The organism is Pseudomonas sp. FSL R10-0399, from assembly GCF_009600165.1.
In the GTDB taxonomy this organism is placed as follows: domain Bacteria; phylum Pseudomonadota; class Gammaproteobacteria; order Pseudomonadales; family Pseudomonadaceae; genus Aquipseudomonas; species Aquipseudomonas helleri.
Map to the genome: position 1 here is coordinate 38,010 of NZ_WIWK01000016.1, position 24,028 is coordinate 62,037.

30 protein-coding genes are annotated in these 24,028 nt (G+C 57.9%); all 30 read left to right on the forward strand.

Going from position 1 to position 24,028, the window contains the following annotated elements:
* Positions 1-204: 204 nt before the first annotated feature.
* The 30 genes from GHO41_RS07215 to GHO41_RS07360 all read left to right on the forward strand — a co-directional run bounded on the left by GHO41_RS07215 (position 205) and on the right by GHO41_RS07360 (position 23,662).
* The gene (locus GHO41_RS07215; RefSeq protein ID WP_153351235.1) at positions 205-552 is read left to right on the forward strand and encodes a phage holin family protein; all 348 of its coding nucleotides are present in this window, start codon (positions 205-207) and stop codon (positions 550-552) included.
* 10 nt (positions 553-562) lie between these two features.
* The gene (locus GHO41_RS07220; protein ID WP_153433267.1) at positions 563-931 is read left to right on the forward strand and encodes an HNH endonuclease; all 369 of its coding nucleotides are present in this window, start codon (positions 563-565) and stop codon (positions 929-931) included.
* Positions 932-1,082: 151 nt separating this feature from the next.
* Positions 1,083-1,616, forward strand: coding sequence for a phage terminase small subunit P27 family (locus GHO41_RS07225; RefSeq protein ID WP_153433268.1), 534 nt, complete (start codon positions 1,083-1,085; stop codon positions 1,614-1,616).
* Positions 1,579-3,393, forward strand: a complete 1,815-nt coding sequence (locus tag GHO41_RS07230) for a terminase large subunit (RefSeq protein WP_153433269.1) — start codon at positions 1,579-1,581, stop codon at positions 3,391-3,393. Before GHO41_RS07225 ends, GHO41_RS07230 begins: the two co-directional genes overlap by 38 nt.
* Positions 3,390-3,575, forward strand: coding sequence for a hypothetical protein (locus GHO41_RS07235; RefSeq protein ID WP_153433270.1), 186 nt, complete (start codon positions 3,390-3,392; stop codon positions 3,573-3,575). The genes GHO41_RS07230 and GHO41_RS07235 overlap by 4 nt, the downstream gene beginning before the upstream one ends.
* A 2-nt stretch (positions 3,576-3,577) precedes the next feature.
* Positions 3,578-4,849 carry a phage portal protein gene (locus tag GHO41_RS07240; protein ID WP_153433271.1) on the forward strand — a complete coding sequence of 424 codons (1,272 nt, stop codon included), beginning with the start codon at positions 3,578-3,580 and terminating at the stop codon, positions 4,847-4,849.
* Positions 4,846-5,790: a S49 family peptidase gene (locus GHO41_RS07245; protein WP_153433272.1), complete on the forward strand. Its 945-nt coding sequence runs from the start codon at positions 4,846-4,848 to the stop codon at positions 5,788-5,790. The genes GHO41_RS07240 and GHO41_RS07245 overlap by 4 nt, the downstream gene beginning before the upstream one ends.
* A 62-nt stretch (positions 5,791-5,852) precedes the next feature.
* Positions 5,853-7,172 (forward strand): phage major capsid protein, encoded by a 1,320-nt coding sequence (locus tag GHO41_RS07250; RefSeq protein ID WP_153433273.1) that lies wholly within the window; start codon positions 5,853-5,855, stop codon positions 7,170-7,172.
* 48 nt (positions 7,173-7,220) lie between these two features.
* Entirely contained in the window at positions 7,221-7,568 is a 348-nt protein-coding gene (locus tag GHO41_RS07255) for a hypothetical protein (RefSeq protein ID WP_153433274.1), read from the forward strand.
* A 3-nt stretch (positions 7,569-7,571) separates the two neighbouring features.
* Positions 7,572-8,123 carry a hypothetical protein gene (locus GHO41_RS07260; protein ID WP_153433275.1) on the forward strand — a complete coding sequence of 184 codons (552 nt, stop codon included), beginning with the start codon at positions 7,572-7,574 and terminating at the stop codon, positions 8,121-8,123.
* A gap of 2 nt (positions 8,124-8,125) precedes the next feature.
* Positions 8,126-8,488, forward strand: coding sequence for a phage head closure protein (locus tag GHO41_RS07265; protein WP_153433276.1), 363 nt, complete (start codon positions 8,126-8,128; stop codon positions 8,486-8,488).
* Positions 8,481-8,999 (forward strand): hypothetical protein, encoded by a 519-nt coding sequence (locus GHO41_RS07270; protein WP_153433277.1) that lies wholly within the window; start codon positions 8,481-8,483, stop codon positions 8,997-8,999. The genes GHO41_RS07265 and GHO41_RS07270 overlap by 8 nt, the downstream gene beginning before the upstream one ends.
* Before the next feature lie 41 nt (positions 9,000-9,040).
* Positions 9,041-9,634, forward strand: coding sequence for a hypothetical protein (locus tag GHO41_RS07275; RefSeq protein WP_153433278.1), 594 nt, complete (start codon positions 9,041-9,043; stop codon positions 9,632-9,634).
* Positions 9,635-9,645: 11 nt separating this feature from the next.
* Entirely contained in the window at positions 9,646-9,852 is a 207-nt protein-coding gene (locus tag GHO41_RS07280) for a DUF2635 domain-containing protein (protein ID WP_371928866.1), read from the forward strand.
* A complete protein-coding gene (locus GHO41_RS07285) occupies positions 9,842-11,320 on the forward strand; it encodes a phage tail sheath subtilisin-like domain-containing protein (RefSeq protein ID WP_153433279.1) in 1,479 nt (492 codons plus the stop codon). Before GHO41_RS07280 ends, GHO41_RS07285 begins: the two co-directional genes overlap by 11 nt.
* 54 nt (positions 11,321-11,374) lie before the next feature.
* Complete coding sequence (locus GHO41_RS07290; RefSeq protein WP_153433280.1) at positions 11,375-11,722, forward strand: phage tail tube protein; 348 nt, start codon at positions 11,375-11,377, stop codon at positions 11,720-11,722.
* Positions 11,719-12,021 carry a phage tail assembly protein gene (locus GHO41_RS07295; RefSeq protein ID WP_153433281.1) on the forward strand — a complete coding sequence of 101 codons (303 nt, stop codon included), beginning with the start codon at positions 11,719-11,721 and terminating at the stop codon, positions 12,019-12,021. Before GHO41_RS07290 ends, GHO41_RS07295 begins: the two co-directional genes overlap by 4 nt.
* A gap of 130 nt (positions 12,022-12,151) precedes the next feature.
* Positions 12,152-14,080, forward strand: a complete 1,929-nt coding sequence (locus GHO41_RS07300) for a phage tail tape measure protein (RefSeq protein WP_153433282.1) — start codon at positions 12,152-12,154, stop codon at positions 14,078-14,080.
* Positions 14,080-15,339 carry a DNA circularization protein gene (locus tag GHO41_RS07305; protein ID WP_153433283.1) on the forward strand — a complete coding sequence of 420 codons (1,260 nt, stop codon included), beginning with the start codon at positions 14,080-14,082 and terminating at the stop codon, positions 15,337-15,339. The genes GHO41_RS07300 and GHO41_RS07305 overlap by 1 nt, the downstream gene beginning before the upstream one ends.
* A gap of 2 nt (positions 15,340-15,341) precedes the next feature.
* Positions 15,342-16,451 carry a phage baseplate assembly protein gene (locus GHO41_RS07310; RefSeq protein WP_153433284.1) on the forward strand — a complete coding sequence of 370 codons (1,110 nt, stop codon included), beginning with the start codon at positions 15,342-15,344 and terminating at the stop codon, positions 16,449-16,451.
* Positions 16,448-16,963, forward strand: a complete 516-nt coding sequence (locus GHO41_RS07315; RefSeq protein ID WP_153433285.1) for a phage baseplate assembly protein V — start codon at positions 16,448-16,450, stop codon at positions 16,961-16,963. The genes GHO41_RS07310 and GHO41_RS07315 overlap by 4 nt, the downstream gene beginning before the upstream one ends.
* Positions 16,960-17,346 (forward strand): phage GP46 family protein, encoded by a 387-nt coding sequence (locus GHO41_RS07320; RefSeq protein WP_153433286.1) that lies wholly within the window; start codon positions 16,960-16,962, stop codon positions 17,344-17,346. The genes GHO41_RS07315 and GHO41_RS07320 overlap by 4 nt, the downstream gene beginning before the upstream one ends.
* The gene (locus tag GHO41_RS07325; protein WP_153433287.1) at positions 17,336-18,379 is read left to right on the forward strand and encodes a baseplate J/gp47 family protein; all 1,044 of its coding nucleotides are present in this window, start codon (positions 17,336-17,338) and stop codon (positions 18,377-18,379) included. Before GHO41_RS07320 ends, GHO41_RS07325 begins: the two co-directional genes overlap by 11 nt.
* On the forward strand, positions 18,370-19,014 hold the full coding sequence (locus GHO41_RS07330; RefSeq protein ID WP_153433288.1) for a putative phage tail protein: 645 nt from the start codon (positions 18,370-18,372) through the stop codon (positions 19,012-19,014). The genes GHO41_RS07325 and GHO41_RS07330 overlap by 10 nt, the downstream gene beginning before the upstream one ends.
* Position 19,015: 1 nt before the next feature.
* Complete coding sequence (locus GHO41_RS07335) at positions 19,016-19,744, forward strand: phage tail protein (RefSeq protein ID WP_153433289.1); 729 nt, start codon at positions 19,016-19,018, stop codon at positions 19,742-19,744.
* A gap of 63 nt (positions 19,745-19,807) precedes the next feature.
* Positions 19,808-21,547: a hypothetical protein gene (locus GHO41_RS07340; protein WP_153433290.1), complete on the forward strand. Its 1,740-nt coding sequence runs from the start codon at positions 19,808-19,810 to the stop codon at positions 21,545-21,547.
* A 72-nt stretch (positions 21,548-21,619) separates the two neighbouring features.
* A complete protein-coding gene (locus GHO41_RS07345; RefSeq protein WP_153433291.1) occupies positions 21,620-22,036 on the forward strand; it encodes a hypothetical protein in 417 nt (138 codons plus the stop codon).
* A 58-nt stretch (positions 22,037-22,094) separates the two neighbouring features.
* Positions 22,095-22,763 carry a glycoside hydrolase family 19 protein gene (locus GHO41_RS07350; protein ID WP_153433292.1) on the forward strand — a complete coding sequence of 223 codons (669 nt, stop codon included), beginning with the start codon at positions 22,095-22,097 and terminating at the stop codon, positions 22,761-22,763.
* Positions 22,760-23,299 carry a DUF2514 family protein gene (locus tag GHO41_RS07355; protein WP_153433293.1) on the forward strand — a complete coding sequence of 180 codons (540 nt, stop codon included), beginning with the start codon at positions 22,760-22,762 and terminating at the stop codon, positions 23,297-23,299. Before GHO41_RS07350 ends, GHO41_RS07355 begins: the two co-directional genes overlap by 4 nt.
* Before the next feature lie 9 nt (positions 23,300-23,308).
* Complete coding sequence (locus GHO41_RS07360; protein WP_153433294.1) at positions 23,309-23,662, forward strand: hypothetical protein; 354 nt, start codon at positions 23,309-23,311, stop codon at positions 23,660-23,662.
* Positions 23,663-24,028 lie beyond the last annotated feature (366 nt).

Genomic DNA, 24,028 nt, shown 5'->3' on the forward strand with positions numbered 1-24,028 from the left:
CCGGGGTGATGTATTCCCCGATATTCGCCGGGCGTTCAGCTACCAAACCCACATATTCACCGATGGCATTAAAAGTGGCTTGCTGCCACCGGAATCCACCTGTAAAAAGTAGCCATCTTCGATAGGTGCGACCGCAGAAAGCGGCAGGCACCACCACACTAAACCCGGCCATTGCGCCGGGTTTTTGCGTTTATAGGGTGAGCAATGACTAACGAGCAGCAAGCATTGGCAGAAATGCCGATCTGGGTGGTGATTGCCTTGTCGCTGGTCGGCGGTGTGTCGGGGGAGATGTGGCGAGCTGATAAGGCAGGGGTGCGGGGCTGGTCGTTGATGCGCCGTCTGGCATTGCGCTCGGGCGCCTGCGTGGCTTGCGGGTTGTCGACCATGCTGCTGTTGCACGCTGCGGGCGTTTCGATTGTTGCAGCGGGTGGCCTTGGGTGTTTGACAGCCATGGCCGGTGCCGATGTTGCCATTGGCTTGTACGAACGATGGGCAGCCAAGCGCCTCGGCGTCTGCGATGTAACGCCGTCGAAGGGTGGGCAGGATCAGTGAGCGTTCACTTATGACCGAACCCTCTGATGACCGACGCGGCAGCAGCACTGAACGTGGTTACGGCTACAAGTGGCAGAAGTCCCGCGACGGCCATCTGCGTGAGCATCCGTACTGCACGATGTGTTCGACGGATCAGCGGCCAGTGGCGGCGACCATCGTCGACCACAAGATCGCCCCCAAGCTGAAAGACGCCAAGGACAGTGGCGACCCCGTTCGGATCAAGGCGGCATGGAAGCTGTTCTGGAATCCAAAGAACTGGGCGAGCCTGTGCAAGTTCTGCCACGACTCGACAAAGCAGCGGATGGAGAAGACAGGCCGGCTTCCTGGCTGCGGGGCTGACGGTCGACCGACCGACCCCGGTCACCACTGGAATCGGTGACCATCCGCTGTCGCCGCACCCAAAAATGCACCACCCCGAGGGTAGGGGGGTGAAAAACTATTTTTGGACTTCGATCTAGACCGCTCGCCCCCCTCTCTTCGCAACGTCGGGAAAAATGAGGGAGGGGGGGTATCAATAAACAGGGGTATTTATGGCCGGAAACGGAAACTCGGGGCGCCCTGGAAAACCAGCGGCACTCAAACTTTTGCAAGGCAACCGCGGTCGGGAAAACGTGGGCGACTTGCTGGCTGAAGTTGCTTCGCCTGCAGTGCCTGTTGGAGCACCTCCGATGCCGGACGTGCTGTCTGCAGAAGCTGTTGCTGAGTGGGAGCAGTTGATGCCCGCGCTGATCGCGCTGGGTCTTGTTTCGAACTTAGATTCGATGGCCCTGGCGACGTATTGCCAGGCTGTAGCTGAATGGCGTCGCTATCAGCGCATGCTAACTCAGCGTAATGCGGAATCAGAGGATGGGTTGGGTGGCGACATCCAAACATTCAAAACCGGCGCGCAGCAAATACATGCCTTACGCCAACTGGCGAATGACGCCGAAAAGCGCGCTAACGCGGCGGGTGCTCAGTTTGGTCTATCGCCGATGGCTCGGCGCAACCTGAAAACGTTGCCGCAAGGTCAAGGTGAGCTGTTCCCAAATGATCAACGAGACGCCGCAAACAAATACTTCAGCTGATGACCGGGTTGCCAGCTTTGCCCACGCGGTGCTGGCTGGGGAAATTGTTGCCGGTCCCAACGTTCGCAACGCCTGCAAGCGACATCTACGGGATGTGGAGCACGGCCAGGCCCGTGGCCTGATCTGGGTTCAAGAGTTGGCAGATCGGGCAATAGGATTTTTTGAAGACGTGCTGTGCCTCAACGGCGGCGAGTATGAGGGCAAGCCCTTTCTGTTGGCGCCGTGGCAAGCGTTTGTAGTGGGCAGCCTGTTTGGCTGGATGACCGAGGACGGCTTTCGCCGTTTTCGTCTTGCCTACATTGAGACGGGCAAGGGTTCTGGCAAAAGCCCGCTGGTGGGCGGCATCGGCTTGTACGGTCTGGTTTCCGATGGCGAGCAACGCGCCGAGGTGTACGCCGCTGCGACCAAACGCGATCAGGCCATGATCCTGTTCCGTGATGCGGTGTCGATGGTGAACATGTCGCCGTTACTGTCCAAGCGTTTGCTTCAGTCGGGCCGCGACGAGAAGGTCTGGAACCTGTTCTACCCCAACACCAATTCTTTTTTCCGTCCGATCAGTGCCGACGAAGGCCAGTCCGGGCCACGTCCGCACATTGGCCTGCTGGATGAGCTGCACGAACACAGGACCGCCACCACCGTAAACATGATGCGCGCCGGTACCAAGAACCGCCGCAAAGCCATGGTGGTGATGATCACTAACAGCGGCTCTGACAAAAAGACAGTCTGCGGTCAGTACCACGACCTGGGCGTGCGGATCTGCGCCGGGATCGAGGACGACGACAGTTTCTTCGCGTTCATCTGCTCGCTAGATGAGGGCGACGACCCGTTCAAGGACGAAGCCTGCTGGCCCAAGGTCAACCCTTCGCTGGATTACATCGTCGAAGGGCAAACCGATGGCATCCCCGGTCGCAAGTACCTGCGTGAGCAGGTCCAGTCGGCCCGAGGGTTGCCCGCGCAGGAGTCGGTGGTGCGCCGTCTCAACTTCTGCGAGTGGACGCAAGCCGATGCACCGTGGATTTCTTGGGGCGTGTGGAAGCAGGCCGAAGAACGCGTGCCCATGCGGCTACTGCGTAACCGGCGATGTGTGGGCGGGCTCGACCTGGCCAGCACCACGGACTTGACGGCATTTGTTTTGATCTTCTGGCCCGCCCCACACGATCCACACTGGCGGCTGCTGCCGTACTTCTGGATTCCGGACGATGACCTGCAGGGGCGCGAAGACCGCGACAAGGTGCCCTACGCGATGTGGGTTAAGCAGGGACACCTCGAAACCACACCGGGTCGGGCGATCAGCAAGCTACATGTGCTGCGGCGGCTGGTCACTATCTGTGCGTACTTCGATGTGGAGCGTATTGCCTATGACCGATGGCGCATTGAAGACCTGTTGCAGTTGATGTCCGAGTACGACATTGCACTGCCGGAAATGGTGGGCTTCGGCCAAGGCTACAAAGACATGGGCCCTGCGGTGGATGAGTTTGAGCGCCGCCTGCTGGGCTTGGCGCCCGAGCAGGAAGCCATCGATCTTGACCCCTCTGAATGGGAGGTCGTCGACAGTGAAACCGTCGAAACTCTGCGTCACGACGGCAATCCGGTCATGACCTGGTGCGCCGGTAACGCGGTGATCGTGTCGGACCCGGCCAACAACCGTAAGGCCGACAAGGCCAAGGCGACGGGCCGGATTGACGGCATCGTCGCCTCCATCATGGCCGTTGGGATCAGCAGCAAAGCGGCTGGCCCGACGGGTAAATCTATCTACGACGAAGGGGCGGGTATATGAAATTGGTCATCCTTTCATGGCTGGCCGGTCTGCTGGGCTTCGGTCTGCTGGTGGGCGGCGTCGCCATGATCAGTGCGCCGGTTGCCTGCATCGTCGCAGGCTTAGGCTTAATGTCTTGGTCATTCTTGGCTGATCGTGCAGCTGCCGCATTGAAAACCAAACCTAAACCCCAAGGAGGCTGAGCATGTTCTTTTCAAGCGTGCTCGGCGAGGGGCGTGGGAATCTGACAGAGGGCAACAGCGGTTTTTGGCGTGGCCTTCTGGGCGGTGGCCGCAACAGTTCGGGGGTGAAGGTCACGCCTGAGTCAGCGCTGGGTCTGCCGATCCTGCAGAACTGCATCACGCTGCTGGCCGAAACCATGGGCCAGCTACCGTGCGAGATGTACCGCCGAATGGACAAGGGCCAGCGGGAAGCTGCCATCAATCACCCTGCATATGACGTGCTGCGGTACCAGCCGAACGGGTTTCAGACGCCGTATGAATACCTGGAGTGCACCCAAGGCGCCGCTGGCTTACGTGGCAACGCTTACAGCTTCATTGATCGTCGGGACGATGGAAACGTCGTGGCCCTCTGGCCATTGAATAACGACAAGGTGCAGGTGCTGAGGGGCGGGGACATGCTGCCCTATTACCGGATCAGCGGCGGTGAAGCGGTGCCGATGCGCATGATTCACCACGTGCGCTGGTTCAGTACCAACCATTACGTAGGGTTGTCGCCCATAGAGGTGCATGCTGAATCGTTGGGTTTGGCTCAGGCAGTACGGCAATACACCGGCAAAAGCTTTGCCAACGGCGTGACCGTTTCCGGTGTGATCGAGCGCCCACGTGAAGCCCCGGCGATCAAGGATCAAGGCAGCATCGACAAGATTGTCGATCAGTGGGGGCAGAAGTTTGGCGGCATGGACAACGCCAAAAAGGTTGCCCTGCTGCAAGAGGGCATGACCTTCAAGCCCGTCTCCATGAATAACGTCGATGCCGAGGTGCTGGGCATCCTCAAAACCACCGGTGCCGATATCGCCCGGATCTACAAAATCCCGTTGCCGATGGTCAACGAGTTGGACAAGTCGAACTACAACACCCTTGAGCAGTTGATGATTCAGTTCGTGGTGTTCGCCCTGTTGCCTTGGGTCAAGCGTCATGAGCAGTCGATGATGCGTGACTTCCTGTTGCCCGCTGACCGGCGTGAGTACTTCATTGAATTCAACTTGTCCGGCCTGTTGCGCGGTGACCAAAAGAGCCGTTATGAGGCCTACGCCATTGGGCGCCAGTGGGGCTGGCTCAGCGTCAATGACATCCGCCGCTTGGAGAACATGCCCCCGGTACCGGGCGGTGATATCTACCTGCAACCGCTGAACATGGTGGACGCTGGCAAGGGCGCCGCTGATTTGACCAACCCCAACGTGCGAGCGCAACTCGAACTGCAGCACGCTGAAATTGAGAGGATTCTCGCGCAATGAAAAACTACCTGCGAGCCTCCAGCCTGCTGTTCAATCAGCCGCTGTTGGTGACGCCTGATATGTTGGACCTTGGCGTACGCTGGGCCAATCAGGCTATGAGCTTGAACATCGTCAACATCGGCAGCCAGGGTGCAGCGAAGTTGTGGTCGGATGATGAAGTGGATCGAGTCGCACAGCGTGAGGAAGAGCGTCGCACGGCCATCGCGCGTACGGGCATCGAGGTGATTCCGGTCAGCGGCGTGTTGGTCAGCCGTGGCAGTCACGTCAGCATGTGCGAAACGATGACCAGCTACGAAACGCTACGGGCTCAGATTAGCAACGCTGTTGCCGACCCGATGGTCGAACGCATCGTGTTGGACATCGACAGTCCTGGTGGTTCTGCTGTTGGCGCGTTTGAACTGGCGGCGGACATTCGCGCCATGGCCCAACAGAAACCTATTACCGGCATCGTCAACTTCATGGCCTACAGCGGCGGCTACTTGATCGGCGCCGCGTGCAGCGAACTGGTGGTGAGCCAGACCAGTGGGGTCGGATCAATTGGCGTCATCGCCAGTCACATGGACCGCTCCAAGATGGAGGAGGGCATGGGCGTCAAGGTGACCACGGTGTTTGCCGGTGCCCATAAAAACGACCTCAGCCCTCACGAGCCGTTGAGCGATCAGTCGCTCAAGTACCTGAACGATGTGGTGCAGGAAAGCTATCAACTGTTCGTCAATTCCGTTGCCGACTATCGCGGGCTCTCGGTGCAGCAGGTCATCGCCACTGAAGCTGGCTTGTATCGAGGCCAGGCCGGTATCGCTGCAGGCCTGGCAGATCGGATGCAAAGCCCGCAACAAGCAGTTGATGACCTATCAAGCTCGGTTGCATTGAGCCGGGCCAACCGGCAGCAAGGCCGCCTTGCGGTGCGTGCCGCAGCACTGAATTTTCAAACCCAGATCTGACCGCGTTCGCGGCAGTCTTCGATGCCCGCCTTGTGCGGGTTTTTTTATGCCCAGGAGGCAGCATGTCCCTTGTACTTCAATTGCGTAGCGAACGCGCCAAGATCAACACCACGCTTCAAGCGCTGGCCAAACTTGAGGCCGATGGCGAGGCGCTGTCTGCCGAGCAACTGTCTCAGTTCACCACCCTTGAAGCTGAGTTCAATGCACTGACTGACAAAATCAGTCGCGCGGAACAGGCCGAGCGAATGGCGGCAGCCAGTGCGGTCCCGGTTAATGAGCTGGCAAAAGGTCGTACCAACCAGTCGCACGGGCATATTGCCGGTACCGGCCCAGCCGAAGCTCCAGGCGTTCGCATGGCGCAGATGGTCCGCTTGCTGGCTGCAGCGGGTGGCAACCAACAGCAAGCCGCTCAGATGGCAGAGCAAGGCGGTTTTTCCACTGATGTAGCCATGGCATTGAGCACCGTGACGCCGGGTGCGGGCGGCGTACTGGTGCCTCAAAACTTTGCAACCGAGATCATCGAGGCCCTGCGCCCGATGTCGGTTGTGCGCAAGATGGGTACCCGTAGCTTGCCTCTGAACAACGGCAACCTGACCATGCCGCGTATCACCGGTAACACGGTGGTGACCTATATCGGTACCGAAACCGATATCCCGATCACCGGCATGACGTTCTCGGATACAAAGCTTTCTGCGAAAAAAGCGGCCGCGATTGTGCCGATCTCGAACGACTTGATCGCCACGGCGGGCATTAGCCCGCGCATCGATGACATCGTTGTCAGCGATTTGGCGGTGTCGATGGGGCTGTCTGAGGATCTGCACTTTATCCGCGCCGACGGTACAGGATCACTGCCCAAGGGCATGCGCTACTGGGCGCAGCCGTTCAACGTGTTGCCAGCGCCCAGCACGGCCGGCATTACCCTGGAAAAGATCGACCTGTTTTGCGGCGGCATGATGCTGCGCATCGAAACGGCCAACGTGATGATGAAGGACTGCGGCTGGTTGATGCACCCGCGCGTGTTCCGCTGGTTGCAGTCGCTGCGTGATGGCAACGGCAACAAGGCTTATCCGGAAATCGAACAGGGCATGTTCAAGGGCTACCCGGTGGGTCTGAGTAATCAGATCCCGGTGAACCTCGGCGCCGATGGCAATGAAACCGAATTCTACTTCGTCAACTTCGCCGACATGATGATCGGCGAAGACATGGACCTGACGATCTCGTTCAGCAGCGAGGCGGCTTACAAAGACGCTGAAGGCAACATGGTCAGTGCCTTCCAGCGTGACCAGACGCTGGTCAAGGTCATCGCCAAACACGACTTTGGCCCACGCCACGTTGAAAGCATTGTTGTCGCTGTCGCCGTCAAGTGGGGCGCTGGCATGTAATCCCTTTGCCCCGCTTCGGCGGGGCTTTGCATATCTGAGGTTGACGTGATGAGCGACAAAGTGGTGGTGCGTTTTTTGAAGGCCTGGCGCGGTTACTCGGCTGATGAGCTGGCCGGGTTCGATCCTGATGTTGTTGAGGGGCTGAAAGCCAAGGGCTTCGCTGAAGTCTATGAAGGGGCGGGTGGAGCGACATCCAGACAGCGGGCAAGTAAGCCAGCGGCCTCGAAACCCCGCGCCGCTAAGCCCAGTGGTAAGTCTGATGAAGGCGGTGAGGGTGGCCCTGACGATGGTGGTGCTGGTGGTGCTGAAAACGGCGAAGGCACTGACGGCGCCGACGGTGGCGATGGAGTTGCTGACGAAAGCACCGAAAACACCGATGACGACCCGAAGCCTTAAACCATGGCCCGTCGAATTGAGTACCTCGGCGATCCGGTATTAACCCTGGCACAGGTGGCTTTCCAGTGCAGGGTTGAGCCCGAAGACATGGAGCCCGTGTTAATCGAGCAGATCGTAATCCCTGGCGTAACCGCGCAATGCGAGTCGAAGACGGGCGCAGCGGTCCGGGCTGCGCTGTACGAAGAAGACTGGCCCGCGACCTTCGCGTCTGGTCACGCCCTGGACGTGGGACAGGCCACAGAAATTGTCTCGATCATGTCCCGGCAGCCCGATGGCACATGGGCGGCGCAGACTGCACCGTTCGAGCTGCAGCAGGGCCAGCGGGAAAGCTTTCTGTTCTTTCCGGGTGGCCGTCCCGCTGGCCCGTTGCGGATAAGCTACAAGGCCGGTCTTAACCTGGATCTGCATCCAAGTGTGCGCAACTGGTTGTTAATGGCAGCGGCGACGATCTACCGGCACCCGGAAATGTTCCTGGTGGGGCAGACGCTGGCCGAGTTGCCATCGGCATTCCTCGATCACCTGGTGGCCGATGTCACCGTACCGCCGAGGTTTTAACCATGGCCATGCGCGAACCGAGTGCGGGGGAACTCAACCGGCGTATCACTTTGCGGTTGAGAACCGATATCCCGGCGCTGGATCAGGGGCTGGATTCTCTGTTCACCGATCAGAAAAGACGCTGGGCAAAGATTGAGCCGGTCGGTACCGCTGTGTACGCGAACGGTGTGCAGACCGACATGAAAGTCACCCACCGGGTGACGTTCTACTATCTCAAAGGCATGAGCGAGTCTCACGAAGTGCTGCACGGCGCCACGATTTATCGCGTACGCCGGGTTGCGGACATGAACGGCAACAGTCGGTTTACCTTGCTTGAGGTTGAGGAACTCGGCCCCGAGCAACCCAGGGGAAGTATCTATGGCTAACTCAGTATCGATTGACGGCTACTTGCATTTTGAGGGCTATGACAACCTACCGCGTGACTTCTTCGATAAGAAGAAGATACGGGCGGGTATGCGCAAAGCCGGTGCTGTAGTGCGTCGAGAAGCGCGTGCTTTGGTCAATAAACGCGGAGCCTCATCTGGTAGTGATTATCCCTCGCGAGACGAAGGGCTGCTGTATCGAGGGATCCGCGCAAAGGTCAGTCGCTCAGGGTTTCTGGCAAAAATTGCTCCGCAAAAAATTACGGGCATGAAGGACTTTTACCCGGCTTACTTGGGTTATGGCGTCAAACGGGGCGCGCGTTTAAGTCGTCTTAAACCGGGTGAAAAACACAGCGCAAAGCGCCGCCGTGAAGGCATTCGCTTGCGCAAAGCTCGGCGCAACAACGACTGGCTGATTGAGCCGCGTGGCAACTACATGGCTGATGCGTTGCAAAACACCAAGTCGGATGTGCAGGCCATTCTCTCGGCGGCGTTCGCTGCGGCTTTGAGCTGATCAGTCCAGCAATTGCTGGCCCTTATCTTTCTGGATCAACGATGAAAATCAGTCAAATCGTTGCGCATCTGCGCACGTATTGTCCTGCCTTTTCTGGTCGCGTGTCGGCTGGTATCGACTGGGATGCTGTGGCCAGCAGTGCGAAGTTGAGCCACCCATCGGCCTACGTCATTGCAGCTGGTGATGACGCGGGTCAGAACGATCTGCAAAACGGTGTGCGTCAAAACATCACCGACTTGTTCGATGTGGTCTTGGTGCTCGATAGCACGGATGAGCGCGGCCAGGAGGCCGCTGATTTATTGCATGACCTGCGGGCAGAGCTATGGAAGGCACTAGTGGGCTGGCAGCCTGGCACTGAGTACGACCCGGTCGAGTACGGGGGTGGCAGCTTGGTGTATATCAACCGGGCGCGCGTTGTTTACCGCTTCAGTTTTGAAGCGGAGTTTCAATTAGGGCGCAACAACAAAGCTGACCCGCCAGAGACTTGGCATGAGCTGGATTTGGACGGCTTGCCGCACCTGGAGGGGGTCGATATGGCTTACGACTTTATCGATCCCCTTAACGATAAAAACCTTTCCGAGAGCGGCCCTGACGGCCGTATCGAATTTAAAACGCGCGAGGATCTACCCCAGTGACGCGAATCCATGTGAAACCCGCTGAGGGTCGGGCCGTGCCTGACCCAGATAACGGCTACCAGCTGTTGCCTGAGAATGGCGGGCCGGTGCCGGACAATGCCTATTGGCAGCGTCGGCTCAAGGATAAAGACGTGATCAAGTCCGAAGCCCCGGATGAACCGGCGCCGGTCGTGGTCGAAACCAAGGCCGTGAAAGGGGCAAAGGCGAATGAACTTTAACAACATCCCCAGTGATATTCGAGTGCCGCTGTTTTATGCCGAGGTTGATAACAGTCAAGCCAACAGCGCCACATCGACCATGCCGCGCTTGATCGTGGCGCAAGTTAACGATGATTCGACCGCCGCCGAAGTGGGCCAACTGACCCTTGTGTCGAGCCTAGGTCTGGCTGTCAGCATTGGTGGCCGTGGCTCGATGCTCGCGCAGATGTACGACACTTGGCGTCGCATTGATCCGGCCGGTGAGGTCTGGTGCCTGCCGGTCAAAGGCACTGGCGCCAAGGCCGCCGGCAAAGTCACTATCACCGGTGCCGCGACGGAATCCGGCGTGTTGAGCTTGTATTTGGGTGGCGTGCGTGTACGGGCTGTTGTAGTCAGCGGTGCTACCCCGGCAGAAGTGGGGGCGGCTTTGGCTGCTGCGGTGACGGCTGCTGATCTTCCTGTATCCGCAGTCAACGCGGCGGGTGTTGTGACGCTGACGTGCAAGTGGTCGGGTGAAAGCGGCAACGACATTGCACTGCAACTCAACCGCCTCGGCCGCAATAACGGCGAGTCGACCCCGGCGGGCTTGACCATTGCACTGTCTGCGATGGCCGGCGGCGCAGGTTCACCCGAGGTCGCGAGCCTGCTGGCCAGTTTAGGCGATGAGCCGTTTGAGTTCATCTGTTCGCCGTGGACTGACGCCACGTCGCTCAATGCCTGGCAGGAGTTCATGGGCGACTCTGCTGGCCGCTGGAGCTGGGCCAAACAGCTTTATGGTCATCTCTACGCCGCCAAGCGCGGCACGGTCGGGCAGCTGGTGGCATTTGGCGTTACGCGTAACGACCAGCACGCCACTATTCACGGCTTTGAACCGGGCTGCCCAGATCCGTTCTGGCGTGTTGCAGCGGCTTACGCGGCGCGCACGGCGGTGTTTATCTCTGCTGATCCGGCCCGACCGACCCAAACCGGTGAGCTGACAGGTATTGCCCCGGCTCCGGCCGGTGAGCGCTTTACGCTCACTGAGCGTCAATCGCTGCTGACCCATGGCATTGCCACCGCGTCATACAGCGGCGGCGCCCAGCGCATCGAGCGCGGTGTTACGAGCTATCAGCGTAACGGGTTCGATCAACCCGATGATTCATATCTGGACAGCGAGTCGCTGCACCAGTCGGCCTACGTGATCCGTTACCTCAAGTCGGTCATTACCAGTAAGTACGGTCGACACAAGCTGGCTAACGATGGCACGCGCTTCGGTGCCGGCCAGGCGATTGTTACGCCTAACGTCATCCGCGCAGAAATGATCGCTAGCTATTTCGCGCTGGAGCAATTGGGCATCGTGGAAAATGCCGAAGCCTTTGCTGCCAATCTGATAGTGGAGCGCTCTTCAGCCAATCCTAATCGGTTGAATGTGCTGTTCCCGCCTGACCTGGTGAACCAGTTGCGAGTGTTCGCGCTGCAGTATCAATTCCGACTGCAGTACGCAGTCTGATTTAACAAACGTCCAAAGCCCGCCAAGTGCGGGTTTTTTTGTGGAGAAAGGGCTATGGGCCAGAAAGTTGCAGGCACGGTATACATCAAGGCAGACGGTGTTCAGTTCACCGCCACCGGAGGCGTTGAAGTGCCTCTGAGTGACAAAAAACGTGAGTCAGTGGCACCTGGCTTCTTCAAAGAAGAGGACCTGGTGCCGTATGTGAAGGCCACTGTTGTTGACTCGCCGGATCTGCCAATCAAAAAAATTATGGAAGCCACTGATCAGACTGTCACGGTCGAGTTCAAGAACGGACGCGTTTATGTCCTTTCGGGTGGTTATGTGGTGGATGAGCCTACGTCTAAAGGCGATGACGGCACCATCGATATTCAGTGGGATGGAAATAAGGGGAGCTACCAATGAGCCAGGTCACAACGCATCAACTGGCAGTACCAATTCTGGCTCATGACGAGCAGGTAACTGAGCTGAGCCTGCGGCGTCCGACAGTTGCAGAAGTGCGCTCTATTAAGGCGCTGCCCTACAAGATCGATAAAAACGAAGACGTATCTCTGGACATGGATGTGGCTGCTAAGTACATCGCGGTCTGCGCAGGGATTCCCGCTTCATCGGTTAACCAGCTGGATCTGGTCGACCTCAATAAGCTGGCTTGGGCCGTTGCCGGTTTTTTCATGACTGCGGCATCAGTGACCTTGGTGGCCTGATTGCCGTGGCCTATGACCTGGCCTTTTTTTGGAAGGTAGGTCCCGAACAAATGATGTCGCTGCCGCTGGATACGTTTGCGGAGTCGTTGGAGAACGCCCAGCGCATTAGTCAGACTCCGCAGGGGTAGGTATGGCCGATAAATTTCAACTTAAGGCGCTGATTACTGGCGTTGATAAGCTGTCGCCGACCTTGGCCGGTATTCGGAAAAATATTGGCAGCTTCCGCAAGGGGCTTGAGAGTACCGGTCTGGGCAAGATCGGTTTCAGCGATGTTGTCACTGGGGGCGCTCTGGCAGCGCCCTTTATTGCTGGAGCCGCCGCAGCGATTGAGTTTGAATCGCAGATGGCCGATGTACGCAAGGTAGTCGATTTTGATACTCCGGCGCAGTTCAAGCAGATGGGCGAAGACATTGGGAAAATGTCCGAGCGACTTCCGATGGCAGCTAATGACATTGCGAAGATCGTTGCCGCTGGAGGGCAGTCGGGCATTGCCCGTGATGAGCTTCTGGGGTTTGCTGAAGCCGCTGTGAAAATGGGGATTGCCTTCGATCAGAGCGCTGATGAAAGCGGCAGTATGATGGCGACTTGGCGTACCGCCTTCAAAATGACTCAAACCGATGTGATTGGTTTGGCAGACAAAATCAATTACCTGGGTAACACCGGGCCTGCCAATACCAAGCAGATATCCGCCATCGTGACCGAGGTTGGGGCGATGGGTGAGGTCGCGGGTGTCTCTTCAGGGCAGATCGCTGCGCTGGGTGCCACCATGGCCGGTGTGGGGGTTAAGCAAGACGTAGCCTCTACAGGCATCAAGAACTTTATGTTGGCAATGACAAAAGGTTCTGCAGCTACCAAAACTCAGGCGCAAGCATTCAAGGCCTTGCGACTGGACTCAAAAAACGTTGCTGTCGCCATGCAGAAAGACTCCAAGGGGACAATTCTCGATCTGTTGAAGCGTATCTCTCAGATCGATAAGGCAAAGCGTCCGGCATTGCTGACTAATTTATTTGGTAGCGAGTCGATTACCTCTATTACCCCTCTGCTGACCAACTTAGGCTTGCTGGAGAGCAACCTTGAGAAAGTCGGTGACGCGACCCAGTACGCGGGCTCGATGGATAAAGAGTACGCCTCGCGTGCGGAGACCACGGCCAATAACTTGCAGCTACTGCGTAACGCGGCCACAAGTGTTGCACGCGCGGTGGGCAATGCTCTGCTGCCGGGTATCAATGCTGTTGTCGATACTCTTCGACCCATGATTTCGAACACTGCAGATCTGATTCAGGCCAATCCGCAGTTGGTCCGTGGCTTGGCAATAGCGGGTGGAGCCTTCACAGCGCTTCGCGTGGCCGTCTTTGCGGCAACTGTTGCTACCCGTTTGCTGGGTGTGGCCTTTGCAGCCACGCCAATCGGCATTATTGCAGTCGCTATTGCGGCGGCAGCGGGTTTGATCATGGCCAATTGGGAGACGGTAGGTCCGTTTTTCAAAGAGCTGTGGGAGTTGATCAAGGCGCTGTCTGTTCCATTCATGGAGTTCATGAAGGGCATTTTTGATTGGCAGCCGCTTGCATGGCTGATTAAGAACTGGACGCCAATCACCGCCTTCTTCAAGGATCTTTGGGAAGGCGTAAAACCCTACCTGCAGCCGATACTGAGCATATTTGGCTTGGAAGAGGGTGGTAGCGGTCTTACTGCAAAAGTGGCGAGTTACGCCGCTGAACAGCGCCGAGTCAACTCAGGTGTTGATGCACGTATCGGTACCGGTGATGGCTCGCTCCTACAGGCGGATGCGGTGAATATCGCCAAGGGTCAGCAGGCAGATCGCAATCTTAGCCAGGCGGGACTCGACTCTTCGCGGCTGCTACGGGCGCCGGGATTACCTCTTCCTGGTGCGTTGGTGCAGCAGTCCGCTGCCAATAACCGCACGCAACTTGAAGGCGCTTTGGTTGTGCGCTTTGACGGTGCGCCGCCGGGCGTTCGGGTTGATCCTGGTACCAGCAATCAACCGGGGCTATCGATCACGCCGAGGGTTGGCTATCGCTCGCTTGGAGGGGTCAATTAATGAGTGAGTGGCGCGATAGAAAGCAAGGCGCCTCCTTTCGGGGGGTGCCGTTCTGGTTGGATACCGACAGCGTAAACGTGGGTCGTCGCACGCAAGTCCATGAATACCCCCAGCGGGATCAGCCCTACGTGGAGGATCTGGGGCGGCGCACGCGGCAGTACAAGTTTTCAGGCTTTGTGGTGGGTGATGACTGCCTTACGCAGCGTGACAAACTACTGACGGCGCTGGATACGCCCGGGGCGGGGGAGTTGGTTCACCCGTGGTTCGGGCGCCTGACGGTCACTGCCGGCGATTGTGAAGTGTCCCATGTGCGCAACGAGCAGGGCATGGTGCGCTTTAGCATGGTGTTCATCGACGGCATGCTGGCCTTTCCTGTGCAGTCGGCCAATACGCGGCGCCTATTGGCTGAGCAGTCGCCGGGCTTGTTGGAGTCCGCGAAGGGTCGTTTTGACGATGCCATGGGCAAGGTTGATCTGGCGCGGCAACGGATCAGCGCGGTGCGCTCGGCGGTATCCAGCGCCTACGCCTTCGGGATCGGCCTGCTCAAACCCTTTTCCAGTGTGGTGGCAGATCTGGATGCGTTTGTGTATTCGATTCTCAACGCCCCGGGTGCGCTTTCGTCCAGTCTGCTGGGCGGCATTATGGGCGGCGAGCGCACGTTTAGCGGCTACGGGGCTGATGGCTCGTTTTCGGGTAGCAGTGCCAAGGCATCGGCGGTGTCGACGTTGCAGGCGTCAGCGCCCGTTACGGATAACGAGGACGTGGCCACGATTCAGGCGGCGGTGATCGGGCTTGTTCAAGATGCCGCGCTCTTGGATTTGCTGCAGGACATGGCTCAAGTCCCGATAGCGGTCAATGCAGGCGTCAGTGATCCCGCTGACCTGGACGTGCAACTGGCCCAGCAAGGCGCCACGGTCGAGGCGGGTAGTTCGGTCGAAACGACTATTCCGGTCGCGGATGACGTTCTGGACGCGCGTGACGCGATCAGTGACGCGTTGTGGTCTGTTGCCGGTGACAGCCAGCCAGAACACTTTGGCGTGCTGAGCGGCGTTCGGCTGGCCCTTGATCGGCACCTGACCGAAGTAGCCCGAAGTGGCGTAGGCCTGCGCACCTATGCGCCGATTGAGACGGTCTCGTCTCTGGTGTTGGCCCATGCGTTGTATGGCGATGCGCTGCGCAGTGGCGAAATCGTTACGCGTAACCGCGTACGTCACCCGGGCTTTGTGCCTGCAACAGAACTTCAAGTAGCGAAGGCCTAGCAATGAGCGACATAAACAAAGTCACCCTGAGCGTGGGTGGGCATGACTACGCCGGTTGGTTGTCGGTCAGCATTGGGGCGGGCATTGAGCGACAGGCGCGGGACTTTACCCTGGGGATCACCTGGCGATGGCCGGGTGGTGGTGACGTGCCGATCAGAATCCGTCAGGGCGAAGCGCTGGAACTGCGCATTGGCCAAGACCTGGTGTTAACGGGTTACGTGTTTTCGACGCCGATCCGTTATGACGCTGACTCGATAACGCTGAGCGTTGCCGGTCGCTCTTGCACGGCGGATCTGGTGGACTGCGGCGCGGTTAACAAGCCGGGCCAGTGGCGTGGCCAAAGCGTGCAAAAGATCGTGTCGGCCATTGCGGGTGAGTACGGAATCAAGGTGGTTAACGATGCCAAGACGAGCGAGGGCATCGAAGACCACACGATTGAGCCGGGGGAGACGGCCTTTGAAAGCATCGACCGGCTGTTAACGCAGTCACTTTTGTTCAGCACCGACGATGCCGAAGGGCGCCTAGTGATCGCCAGTCCGGGCAGCGCTGGGCGTGCGGTCGACACGTTGGAGCTGGGGAAAAACGTGCTGTCCGGTGAAACCAGTCTGGACTTTTCCAACGTCTTTTCCGAGTACGTCAGCAAGGGGCAGCGCAGCGGCACGGACACCAGCTTTGGGGCTGAGGCCAGCGAGATCGAAGCGCGGATCGTTGACGAGCGTATCAAGCGGCGCCGGGTGAAGGTCATTAACCAGTCAGGCCAGTCGAGCGAAGCGATAGCCCGTAAGCGGGTGGAGTGGGAGCGGGCAAACGCTATCGGCAAGGCCTTGACGGTCAGTTACACCATTCAGGGGTGGCGACAAAGCAATGGGGCGCTGTGGCAGCACAACATGATTGTGCGGCTGGTGGATCCGCTCATTGGGTTTGATCGTGACATGTTGATCAGTGAGATCAGCTACGAGCTGGGCAAGGAAGGCACCACGGCAAAAATCACGGTGGCCCCGCCTGAGACCTTCTTGCCCGAACCGAACGACGCTTACGAAAAGCGAAAGCTCAAGAAGGGCAAGTCTACGGACAACTTCGAATACCTACTGCCAGCGGACTACAAGCCATGAGAAACGGCCTAGCAAACGTTTTAGCACGCGGCGTGGTGGCCTTGGCCAGCTCGGCCAGCAAGCTGCAAAGCCTTCAACTGCGATTGTTGGCCGGTGAGGTCAAGGACGGGGTTGAACACCTGGAGCCCTACGGGTTCACGTCTTGCCCGCAAAGCGGCGCCGAAGCGCTGGCAGGCTTTATCGGCGGCGACCGCAGCCACGGGGTGGTGATCATGGTGTCAGACCGCCGCTTTCGCGTGCAGGGGCTCAAGCCGGGTGAGGTGGCCATCTACACAGACGAAGGCGATCTCATTCACTTCAAGCGTGATCGTGTGATCGACATTGAAACCGTGACGTTGAACGTCAAGGCGTCTGAGGCCGTGAACTTTGACACGCCGGTGATCACCACGACCGGGCGTATTGAGTCGGCCGGGGATCAGATCGCCGGCGGGGTCAGCCAGATGAAACACCTGCATGACGGTGTTGAAGTGGGCGAAAAACAGAGCGGCCCGCCGGTCGGGGGTGGGGCATGACGCGTGAGGAAACCTTACGCCGTGCCGTGACGATCAGCCTGTTTACGTGGCGCCGCGCGGGGCCTGATGACGTGGTGGATGACAGCGACCGAAAGGGCTGGTGGGGCGACAGCGTGCCGTCTGTTGCCGGCGACAAAATCGGGTCGCGCCTGTGGCTGTTATCGCGCCGCACGTTGGTGGCTGACACGCTAAAGGACGCCGAAGCCTACGCCAATGAGGCGTTGGCCTGGCTGGTCGATGACGGGGTTTTGACGCGCGTTACGGTAACGGCAGAGCGCCAAGGCCACGACCGCATGAATTTACGGGTGACGCTGATCGAGCTGCACGGCGAAACGCTGGAACTGAATTTCAATGACACGTGGGGGCTGATCAATGGCGTATGAGATACCGACGCTGCCAGCGCTGATCAAGCGCACGGAGGCCGACTTTGAGCGCAACGCCCCGGACGCGCTGCGCCGTGCTGACGCCAAGGTGGCGGCCCGCGCGCTCAGTGGCGCCGCGTTTGAGCTGTATGGCTTTCAAAGCTGGGTCGCTCGCCAGTCCAACCCGGCAACGTGTGACGAAGCCATGTTGCTCAACTGGGCGGATTGGCGTTTGGAGGACGGCCCGACACCGGCTGTTTCAGCGGGTGGGCTTGCTGAGGTTGAGGGGGCTAACGGTGCCCTGGTGGACGCTGGCCAGCTCTACCAGTCCAAAGATGGCCGCCGCTACGTGGTCGCTGAATCAGCCACGCTGGTGGGCGGTCGGGCACGCTTGAAGGTGGTCGCCGAGGACATTGGCACCATTGGCAACATCGAGGGCGGCAGCCTCACGGCAGTGACGCCCGTTCTTGGTGTCAGCTCTACCGCCGTGATCGGCCCTGACGGCATCGTGGGCGGCGCCGATCAGGAAAGCATTGAGGCGCTAAGGGCGCGGGTTCAGGCGGCCTTCAAGAACCCCAGCAAGGTCGGTAGCGGTGCGGACTTTGTGGAGTGGGCATTGGAGGTGCCGGGGGTGACACGGGCGTGGGCCTTGCCGCGCTGGATGGGGCCGGGCACGTTTGGCCTGGTATTTGTGCGCGACAGTGACCCGGATCTGATACCCACGGCGGCCCAAGTGGCCGAAGTGCAAGCCTACCTGGATCAGAAACGCCCGGTGACGTCTGAGGTTTACGCGCTGGCCCCTGAGCCCTTGCCGATCAATTTCAGGCTGAGCGTGACGCCTGACAGTACGGCGCTGCGTGCAGCTGTTGAACAGTCGTTGCAGGTGCTAATTGATGACGAAGGCAGCCCCGGTAAAACACTGCTGAAAACGCACGTTGGCGCCGCGATCAGCAACACGCCGGGGGAAACCAATCATGTGTTGTTTGAACCGGTGACTGATGTGGTGATCAAGCCTAATCAGGTGGCGGTGCCTGGGGTGTTCACATGGACGTGATTGAGGCGAGCTACTTCCAGCAGTTGCAACAACTGTTGCCGCCGGGGCCGGCGTTCGATCTGGAACTACAGCCCGACTTGGCACAGATGCTGGCAGCCCTTGCCCCGGAGCTGGCCCGGGTTGATCAAAACAACGAGGCGCTGTTGCTGGAGTTAAACCCAGCGACCTCCACCGTCCTGTTGTCCGTGTGGGAGGGCTACTTGGGTTTGCCTGACATGTGCGTGGTGCCGGGGTCGCAGACCCTTGAGCAACGCCGCGCGGCGGTCATAGCCAAGCTGACGGCCACCGGCGCGCCTCAGTTAAGTTTTTATCAGCGCCTGGGTGTTCAAAGTGGCGTGCCGATCCAGATTGAAGAGTTCCGGCCGTGCCGGGTTGGCCCGGCTAGCGTGGGCGATTTTCTGTACGGCGATGGCTGGCCCTGGAGCTGGATTGCCTCGGCACCGCTCGAAGCCTTCGGCACGGATGCAGCGGCAACGCTGGATTGCCGGCTACAGCATGAGGCGCCGGAATACACAGACGTGGTGCTGAGCTTCGGCAAGGACGTTGTAGAGAACCTCACGTCGACAGTTGATCAGTTGTTTAACGCCATTCATTACGTGGCGCCGGCCGCCGTCGCCGGCGCTGAGGGTTCATAAGATGGAAAGAATTTCAGCGTGGACGCCGCTAGTCGCGCCCTTGGGGCAGTTCCGTTACGGCACCGTTGCCGGTGGCGTGGCCCCTACGCCGCTCAAGGCGGAATGGCTGAACATGATTCAGAACGAGTTGGCCAACTTCATTTTGGCTTACTTGCCCAAGCTTGATGCCGAGGACAATACGCAGTTTCTCAAGGCTATTCAGGCCTTTGGTGAGCGCTTCCCGCAGAAAGCCACAACTTTGGCCGCGTACGGCATTCTCGACGCGTACACGAAGACTGAAGACGATTGGCTGCTATCGAAGAAGGCCAACAACGCCATTACGTTGGCCGGGTATGGCATCGGCGATGCCTATACAAAATTGGCAATCAACGCCTTTGTGTCAGACCTGCAGGGCGCTATCGACAACTTGGCCAAGAACAAGCAGGACAAAAACACTGCGCTGATGGCGGCTACTGGTTGGCGTCTGGATTCAGCCACTGGGCTCCTGGAGCAATGGGGAAGCGGTGAGTGTGGCCCGGACTCGACAACGGCGGCTATCGACTTCCCAAGGCCTTTTGCCGAGGTCTACAACTGCTTTGGTAACAAGGTGACGGCGAACCCTATTGATAACGATGGCAACGCGGCCGGCGCATTTGCTGTCAGTGCTACCCAGTACAAAATCTTCAACGATACCGGCGCCTTCAGCGCAACCGTTCACTGGCGCGCGATTGGTAAAGCCCCCGGCTTCTAACCGCTAAACCCCATAATTTAGACGGCTCGCCTTTGCGGGTTTTTTTGTGCCTGGAGAAATTGAATGACTGATGTATCAGCGCTGGAAGTCTACACCGGCCAGATCGCGGAAGCGGCGGCTATGTCCGGTGCTGCGTCCAAAAAGCAACAAGAATACATACACGGTGACGATCAGTTTGACGTGGAAACTGAGTCGGGTCCGGTACCTTCGATAGCTAAGCAAGCCCGTCTATCCCGGGAGCAAACCGCGGGCTTGGCCGGGGAGTTGGCGGAATCTACCTCGGTCACGGTCTGGTCTTTTCGGCACGTCATTACCTACAAAGGCGATCCATTGAACTGGCAGACTTGGGATTGGCGTCCCGCCGTACAAGCGGCTATTGATTACTGTGCATCAGTTGGCCGTAAAGAAATCTACTTTGACAGGAAGTATCCAGTGTCACTGGACCCTGCGGCTCCATCTGTAGCAAACGCCTACTCCGCCGGTGCCGTGGCGGTGTGCCTGAAGGCCTCCATAAAGTTTTGGGGGCCGGGCGGGCTGGTTCTGATATCAGCGCAGGGCAAGACCGACGGAGCCGTCATTGGTAACCCCTACGTCACAAGGATCGCCGGGGAAGTCATTATCGACATCGAAATCGACGGCAATGCGGCCAGCACCACCGGTACCGTCAGCGGGGTGTTGTTGGTTGGCGTGCAAAACGTGACGATTGGTCTGAATGCCCGAATTCACGATGTTACCCGTCACGGTGCCATGTGCCGGCCTAACCCCTCTCAGGCGGGTATGACCGATACTGTGATGTTCATATCAAGTGGTTCGCGGGTCTGGAACTGCGGCGGTATCGGCTTGCAGGGCACGCGGGTCAAGAGCTTTATTGCGGATACGCCATGGGTCACAAACTGCGGGGATAATTGCATCGACGTTTATGGCAATGATCCAGGCGCAGGGTTGTCGCCTGGCTTCGTGGGTTATGCGGCCATCACTAACCCTATTCTTGATGGGGGCCCTTGCGGAATTTTTATGGAGTCCTTTTCTAACTGGTACATCAACAACCCGAACATTAAAAACTGCATCGGTGGCGTTAAGTTAAACCGTATAAATTCCGGTGCGCTGTACGGAAAAATCTTAGGAGGTAGCATAACCGGGAAAGAGGACGGGACTAGCAGTTACGGGGTTTCCTTTAATAACTCGTCCGGGCACGCGTTTGTTGATGGTGTGGCTTTCGATAACTTGTTTGACTCAATAACCTGCTCGACGGGTACGGATCGTATTAAACTTGGTAGTGGTAACACCCATCGGCGCATTGGGCGGTATATCGTTAATCACAGCTCATCCGCCAGTCAGATTGTTAAGAGCACAATTCTTGATCAGTATATTTATGAGGCCTCTCTTTCTGGTGACGGGCGTCCGCAACTTACCCCGCCAATTTCAAACCCTAAGTTTGCTACATCTCAATATCAAACTTTCAGAGGTACATTACGTTCAATCTCCAATAACGCTGATCTAGGTGTTGATTTTGAACAGCTTAAGAGTGTACTGACCTCTCCCGGCGCTTGGGGGGGGGCGTTTTCTCTATACAACGTTGGCGGGGATGGTGAGACGCGTATCAACACCAATCCTGACGTCTCGTTGTTGCCTGGATACGTCACAATCGGCGGAACGGCCTACTATTTGGTAGCCAGTGGTGTGGGAGGGGAATACTACGCCCGTCTATGGAACGGGGTCACCGCCGTTGCTGGGGATTACAGAGGCGCACTCAACGCGGCACTGGTGGTCAGCGTTAAGTATGCCTCCTTTGCTACCGCCTAATGTTGCTATAGGCCCTCCCTTGCGCCTGGCTCGTTGCCGGTTTTTTTTTACGCCTAGAAAAAGGCCTGCACTATGAGTTATTACTGGGTTAAGTACAGCGATAGGTTGCCGGAACAGTTTGGTGGTTTGGCTTCAGGTCCGCTGATTCGCATTCGTCCCAAATACAAAGACGATACCGGTCTGATCGAGCACGAAAAAACGCACGTGCGGCAGTGGTATGCGGCCATGGCCATCGGCTTTTTACTGAGCGCACTGCTGACGCTGCTGGTTTCGAACTCGGTTTTTCCGCTGTTTGGCCTAGCGCCACTCCTGCACCAACTGCTTTACAAGTTCGTCCGGCCCTACCGCTGCTGGTGTGAGGTCAAGGCCTATCGCAAGCAGATCGCTATCGGCGGCTACCTCAGCAATGATTTTGCCGTAAAGGCATTGATCGAGAAGTACTATCTTAAATTGTCCGCCGATGAGGCCAGAGCGCTCTTGTTCGACTGACCGCTACCTTCAAACCAGACCCGTCATCGAGCGGGCTTTTTTGCGACCGGAGAAACCCATGCCCATCACATCGCAGCAGCTGCTGCAGATCCTCCCGAACGCCGGCCAAGTTGCCGGCGTTTTTGTTCCTGTCTTAAACACCGCAATGAACCGGTACCAGATCGTCGGCCAGAAGCGCATTGCGGCCTTAATCGCGCAGGTCGGCCATGAGTCCGGCCAGTTGACGCGCCTGGTGGAGAATCTGAACTACAGCGCTGACGGGCTGGCCAACACTTGGCCCAATCGCTACGCCGAGTCGGACGGCAAGGGCGGCTACGTCAAGGTGTTGATCAAGGATAGACAGCGCAACAAGCCCAATACCTTGGGCCTGACCCTTGCCGGAAAGCCTGAGCAGATCGCCAACAACGTCTACGCCGATCGCATGGGCAGCACCGCGCCGGGCGACGGCTGGAAGTATCGCGGGCGCGGCCTGATTCAGCTCACCGGCAAGACCAATTACCGCCTGTGCGGTGAGGCGCTGGGTCTGGACCTGCTCACACAGCCTGAACTGCTGGAAAAGCCTCAGCACGCCTGCATGGCCGCCGCGTGGTTCTGGTCCATCAACGGGCTGAACTCGCTTGCCGACAAGGGCGATCTTGAAACCATCACCCGGCGCGTGAACGGCGGGCTGACGGGGTTAGCCGATCGCCAAGCAATCTACGCTCGGGCGTTGAAGGTGCTGGCATGAGCCCGGTGCGCTTGCTGGGCCTTGCGTTACTGCTGGCTATTGCTTGTTTTGCCACCTGGAAAGTTGACGCCTGGCGTTATGGCAAGCAACTGGCCGAAGTCCGTAAGGAATTCGCTGACTACAAATCCGACATAGCCACTGCCACGACGAAAGCCAGCGAGGACGCTCGTGCGATCGAGATGCAGCGGCAACGTGAAATTGAAAAGGTTCGCACTGATGCAACTGAACAGAAACAGAAGGATGAAGCTCTTGCTGATTTGCAGCGTGCTGACGGTGAGCGGCTGCGCAACCAAGTCGGAAAACTACTTGCCGACAAAGGAATCCTCAATACCCGCCTTGCCGAGCGAGGCAAGACAATCGAAAACCTTGTCGATCTGCTCGCCGAGTTGCGAGCAGAGGCTGATGGATATGCGGGAGAGCTGGCGGCAGCGCTTACAGCAAGTCGTCGGGCCGGATTTGCTTGCGAGGCGAGTTTCAATACCATAGTTGGCGGCTCTAAAAGTTTTTGTGGTAGTGTGGATTGCAAAAATGAGTAAGGTATTAATATGCAAACCGTCATTGTGAGAACAAAAGCTGAGCTTGAATCTGCCAAAAGCTCTGGATCTTCTCAGATTATCGTAGAAGGCAGCCTTGCCGACAGGCTCAAAAGAGCCAAGGCGGTCGCTAAAACGGGAGGGATAACTATTGCTCTGTTGGCCACTGCTCTCGCTGCAACTCCTTTTACTGGAGGGCTTTCTATGGCAGCTGCAGTGCCAATTGCAACGTTGACGGGGTTGGAAGTCGCAGCAATCATTGCCGCCGCTTCTATTGGATTGGCCGTCATTATTGCTTTGTTCAAGGGCTACGAAGAAATCTCATACGAGACAGGTAAGATGGTGCTGAAGAAGAAACAATCATGAATGGTTTTGTTTCAGGCCCTCCGTATTTCTTCCGATGTAAGAAGTGTGGCCATCGATTCACTCGCTCGGTGAAAATAGGGTTTATTTGCACAAATTGCAGATCCTTCAGAGTTGAAAAAGACTGGAATGTGCGGAAATAATCGGCGCTATGACAATATGTTGTAGGAGTCTGTGGGTGGTTTATCAAATTTAGGCGTTTAAGCACATCTAGGAAGTTTGTAAACAGTTCCGAAACAAGAGATTGCACCCAGATTTTACGCGGCTTACAGAGCAAGCATATAACTATAGTTTCGGAAAGGAAACTGGCTGTAATCCGCGGCTCGCTTGAGTTTTCCTACCGGGTTGCAAATCCGCTGTAGCTTCCAG

Bases quoted from the DNA above. Each gene is read 5' to 3' on its own strand.
- GHO41_RS07215 (WP_153351235.1), top strand. From the start codon at position 205: ATGACTAACGAGCAGCAAGCATTGGCAGAAATGCCGATCTGGGTGGTG.
- GHO41_RS07220 (WP_153433267.1), top strand. From the start codon at position 563: ATGACCGAACCCTCTGATGACCGACGCGGCAGCAGCACTGAACGTGGT.
- GHO41_RS07225 (WP_153433268.1), top strand. From the start codon at position 1,083: ATGGCCGGAAACGGAAACTCGGGGCGCCCTGGAAAACCAGCGGCACTC.
- GHO41_RS07230 (WP_153433269.1), top strand. From the start codon at position 1,579: ATGATCAACGAGACGCCGCAAACAAATACTTCAGCTGATGACCGGGTT.
- GHO41_RS07235 (WP_153433270.1), top strand. From the start codon at position 3,390: ATGAAATTGGTCATCCTTTCATGGCTGGCCGGTCTGCTGGGCTTCGGT.
- GHO41_RS07240 (WP_153433271.1), top strand. From the start codon at position 3,578: ATGTTCTTTTCAAGCGTGCTCGGCGAGGGGCGTGGGAATCTGACAGAG.
- GHO41_RS07245 (WP_153433272.1), top strand. From the start codon at position 4,846: ATGAAAAACTACCTGCGAGCCTCCAGCCTGCTGTTCAATCAGCCGCTG.
- GHO41_RS07250 (WP_153433273.1), top strand. From the start codon at position 5,853: ATGTCCCTTGTACTTCAATTGCGTAGCGAACGCGCCAAGATCAACACC.
- GHO41_RS07255 (WP_153433274.1), top strand. From the start codon at position 7,221: ATGAGCGACAAAGTGGTGGTGCGTTTTTTGAAGGCCTGGCGCGGTTAC.
- GHO41_RS07260 (WP_153433275.1), top strand. From the start codon at position 7,572: ATGGCCCGTCGAATTGAGTACCTCGGCGATCCGGTATTAACCCTGGCA.
- GHO41_RS07265 (WP_153433276.1), top strand. From the start codon at position 8,126: ATGGCCATGCGCGAACCGAGTGCGGGGGAACTCAACCGGCGTATCACT.
- GHO41_RS07270 (WP_153433277.1), top strand. From the start codon at position 8,481: ATGGCTAACTCAGTATCGATTGACGGCTACTTGCATTTTGAGGGCTAT.
- GHO41_RS07275 (WP_153433278.1), top strand. From the start codon at position 9,041: ATGAAAATCAGTCAAATCGTTGCGCATCTGCGCACGTATTGTCCTGCC.
- GHO41_RS07285 (WP_153433279.1), top strand. From the start codon at position 9,842: ATGAACTTTAACAACATCCCCAGTGATATTCGAGTGCCGCTGTTTTAT.
- GHO41_RS07290 (WP_153433280.1), top strand. From the start codon at position 11,375: ATGGGCCAGAAAGTTGCAGGCACGGTATACATCAAGGCAGACGGTGTT.
- GHO41_RS07295 (WP_153433281.1), top strand. From the start codon at position 11,719: ATGAGCCAGGTCACAACGCATCAACTGGCAGTACCAATTCTGGCTCAT.
- GHO41_RS07300 (WP_153433282.1), top strand. From the start codon at position 12,152: ATGGCCGATAAATTTCAACTTAAGGCGCTGATTACTGGCGTTGATAAG.
- GHO41_RS07305 (WP_153433283.1), top strand. From the start codon at position 14,080: ATGAGTGAGTGGCGCGATAGAAAGCAAGGCGCCTCCTTTCGGGGGGTG.
- GHO41_RS07310 (WP_153433284.1), top strand. From the start codon at position 15,342: ATGAGCGACATAAACAAAGTCACCCTGAGCGTGGGTGGGCATGACTAC.
- GHO41_RS07315 (WP_153433285.1), top strand. From the start codon at position 16,448: ATGAGAAACGGCCTAGCAAACGTTTTAGCACGCGGCGTGGTGGCCTTG.
- GHO41_RS07320 (WP_153433286.1), top strand. From the start codon at position 16,960: ATGACGCGTGAGGAAACCTTACGCCGTGCCGTGACGATCAGCCTGTTT.
- GHO41_RS07325 (WP_153433287.1), top strand. From the start codon at position 17,336: ATGGCGTATGAGATACCGACGCTGCCAGCGCTGATCAAGCGCACGGAG.
- GHO41_RS07330 (WP_153433288.1), top strand. From the start codon at position 18,370: ATGGACGTGATTGAGGCGAGCTACTTCCAGCAGTTGCAACAACTGTTG.
- GHO41_RS07335 (WP_153433289.1), top strand. From the start codon at position 19,016: ATGGAAAGAATTTCAGCGTGGACGCCGCTAGTCGCGCCCTTGGGGCAG.
- GHO41_RS07340 (WP_153433290.1), top strand. From the start codon at position 19,808: ATGACTGATGTATCAGCGCTGGAAGTCTACACCGGCCAGATCGCGGAA.
- GHO41_RS07345 (WP_153433291.1), top strand. From the start codon at position 21,620: ATGAGTTATTACTGGGTTAAGTACAGCGATAGGTTGCCGGAACAGTTT.
- GHO41_RS07350 (WP_153433292.1), top strand. From the start codon at position 22,095: ATGCCCATCACATCGCAGCAGCTGCTGCAGATCCTCCCGAACGCCGGC.
- GHO41_RS07355 (WP_153433293.1), top strand. From the start codon at position 22,760: ATGAGCCCGGTGCGCTTGCTGGGCCTTGCGTTACTGCTGGCTATTGCT.
- GHO41_RS07360 (WP_153433294.1), top strand. From the start codon at position 23,309: ATGCAAACCGTCATTGTGAGAACAAAAGCTGAGCTTGAATCTGCCAAA.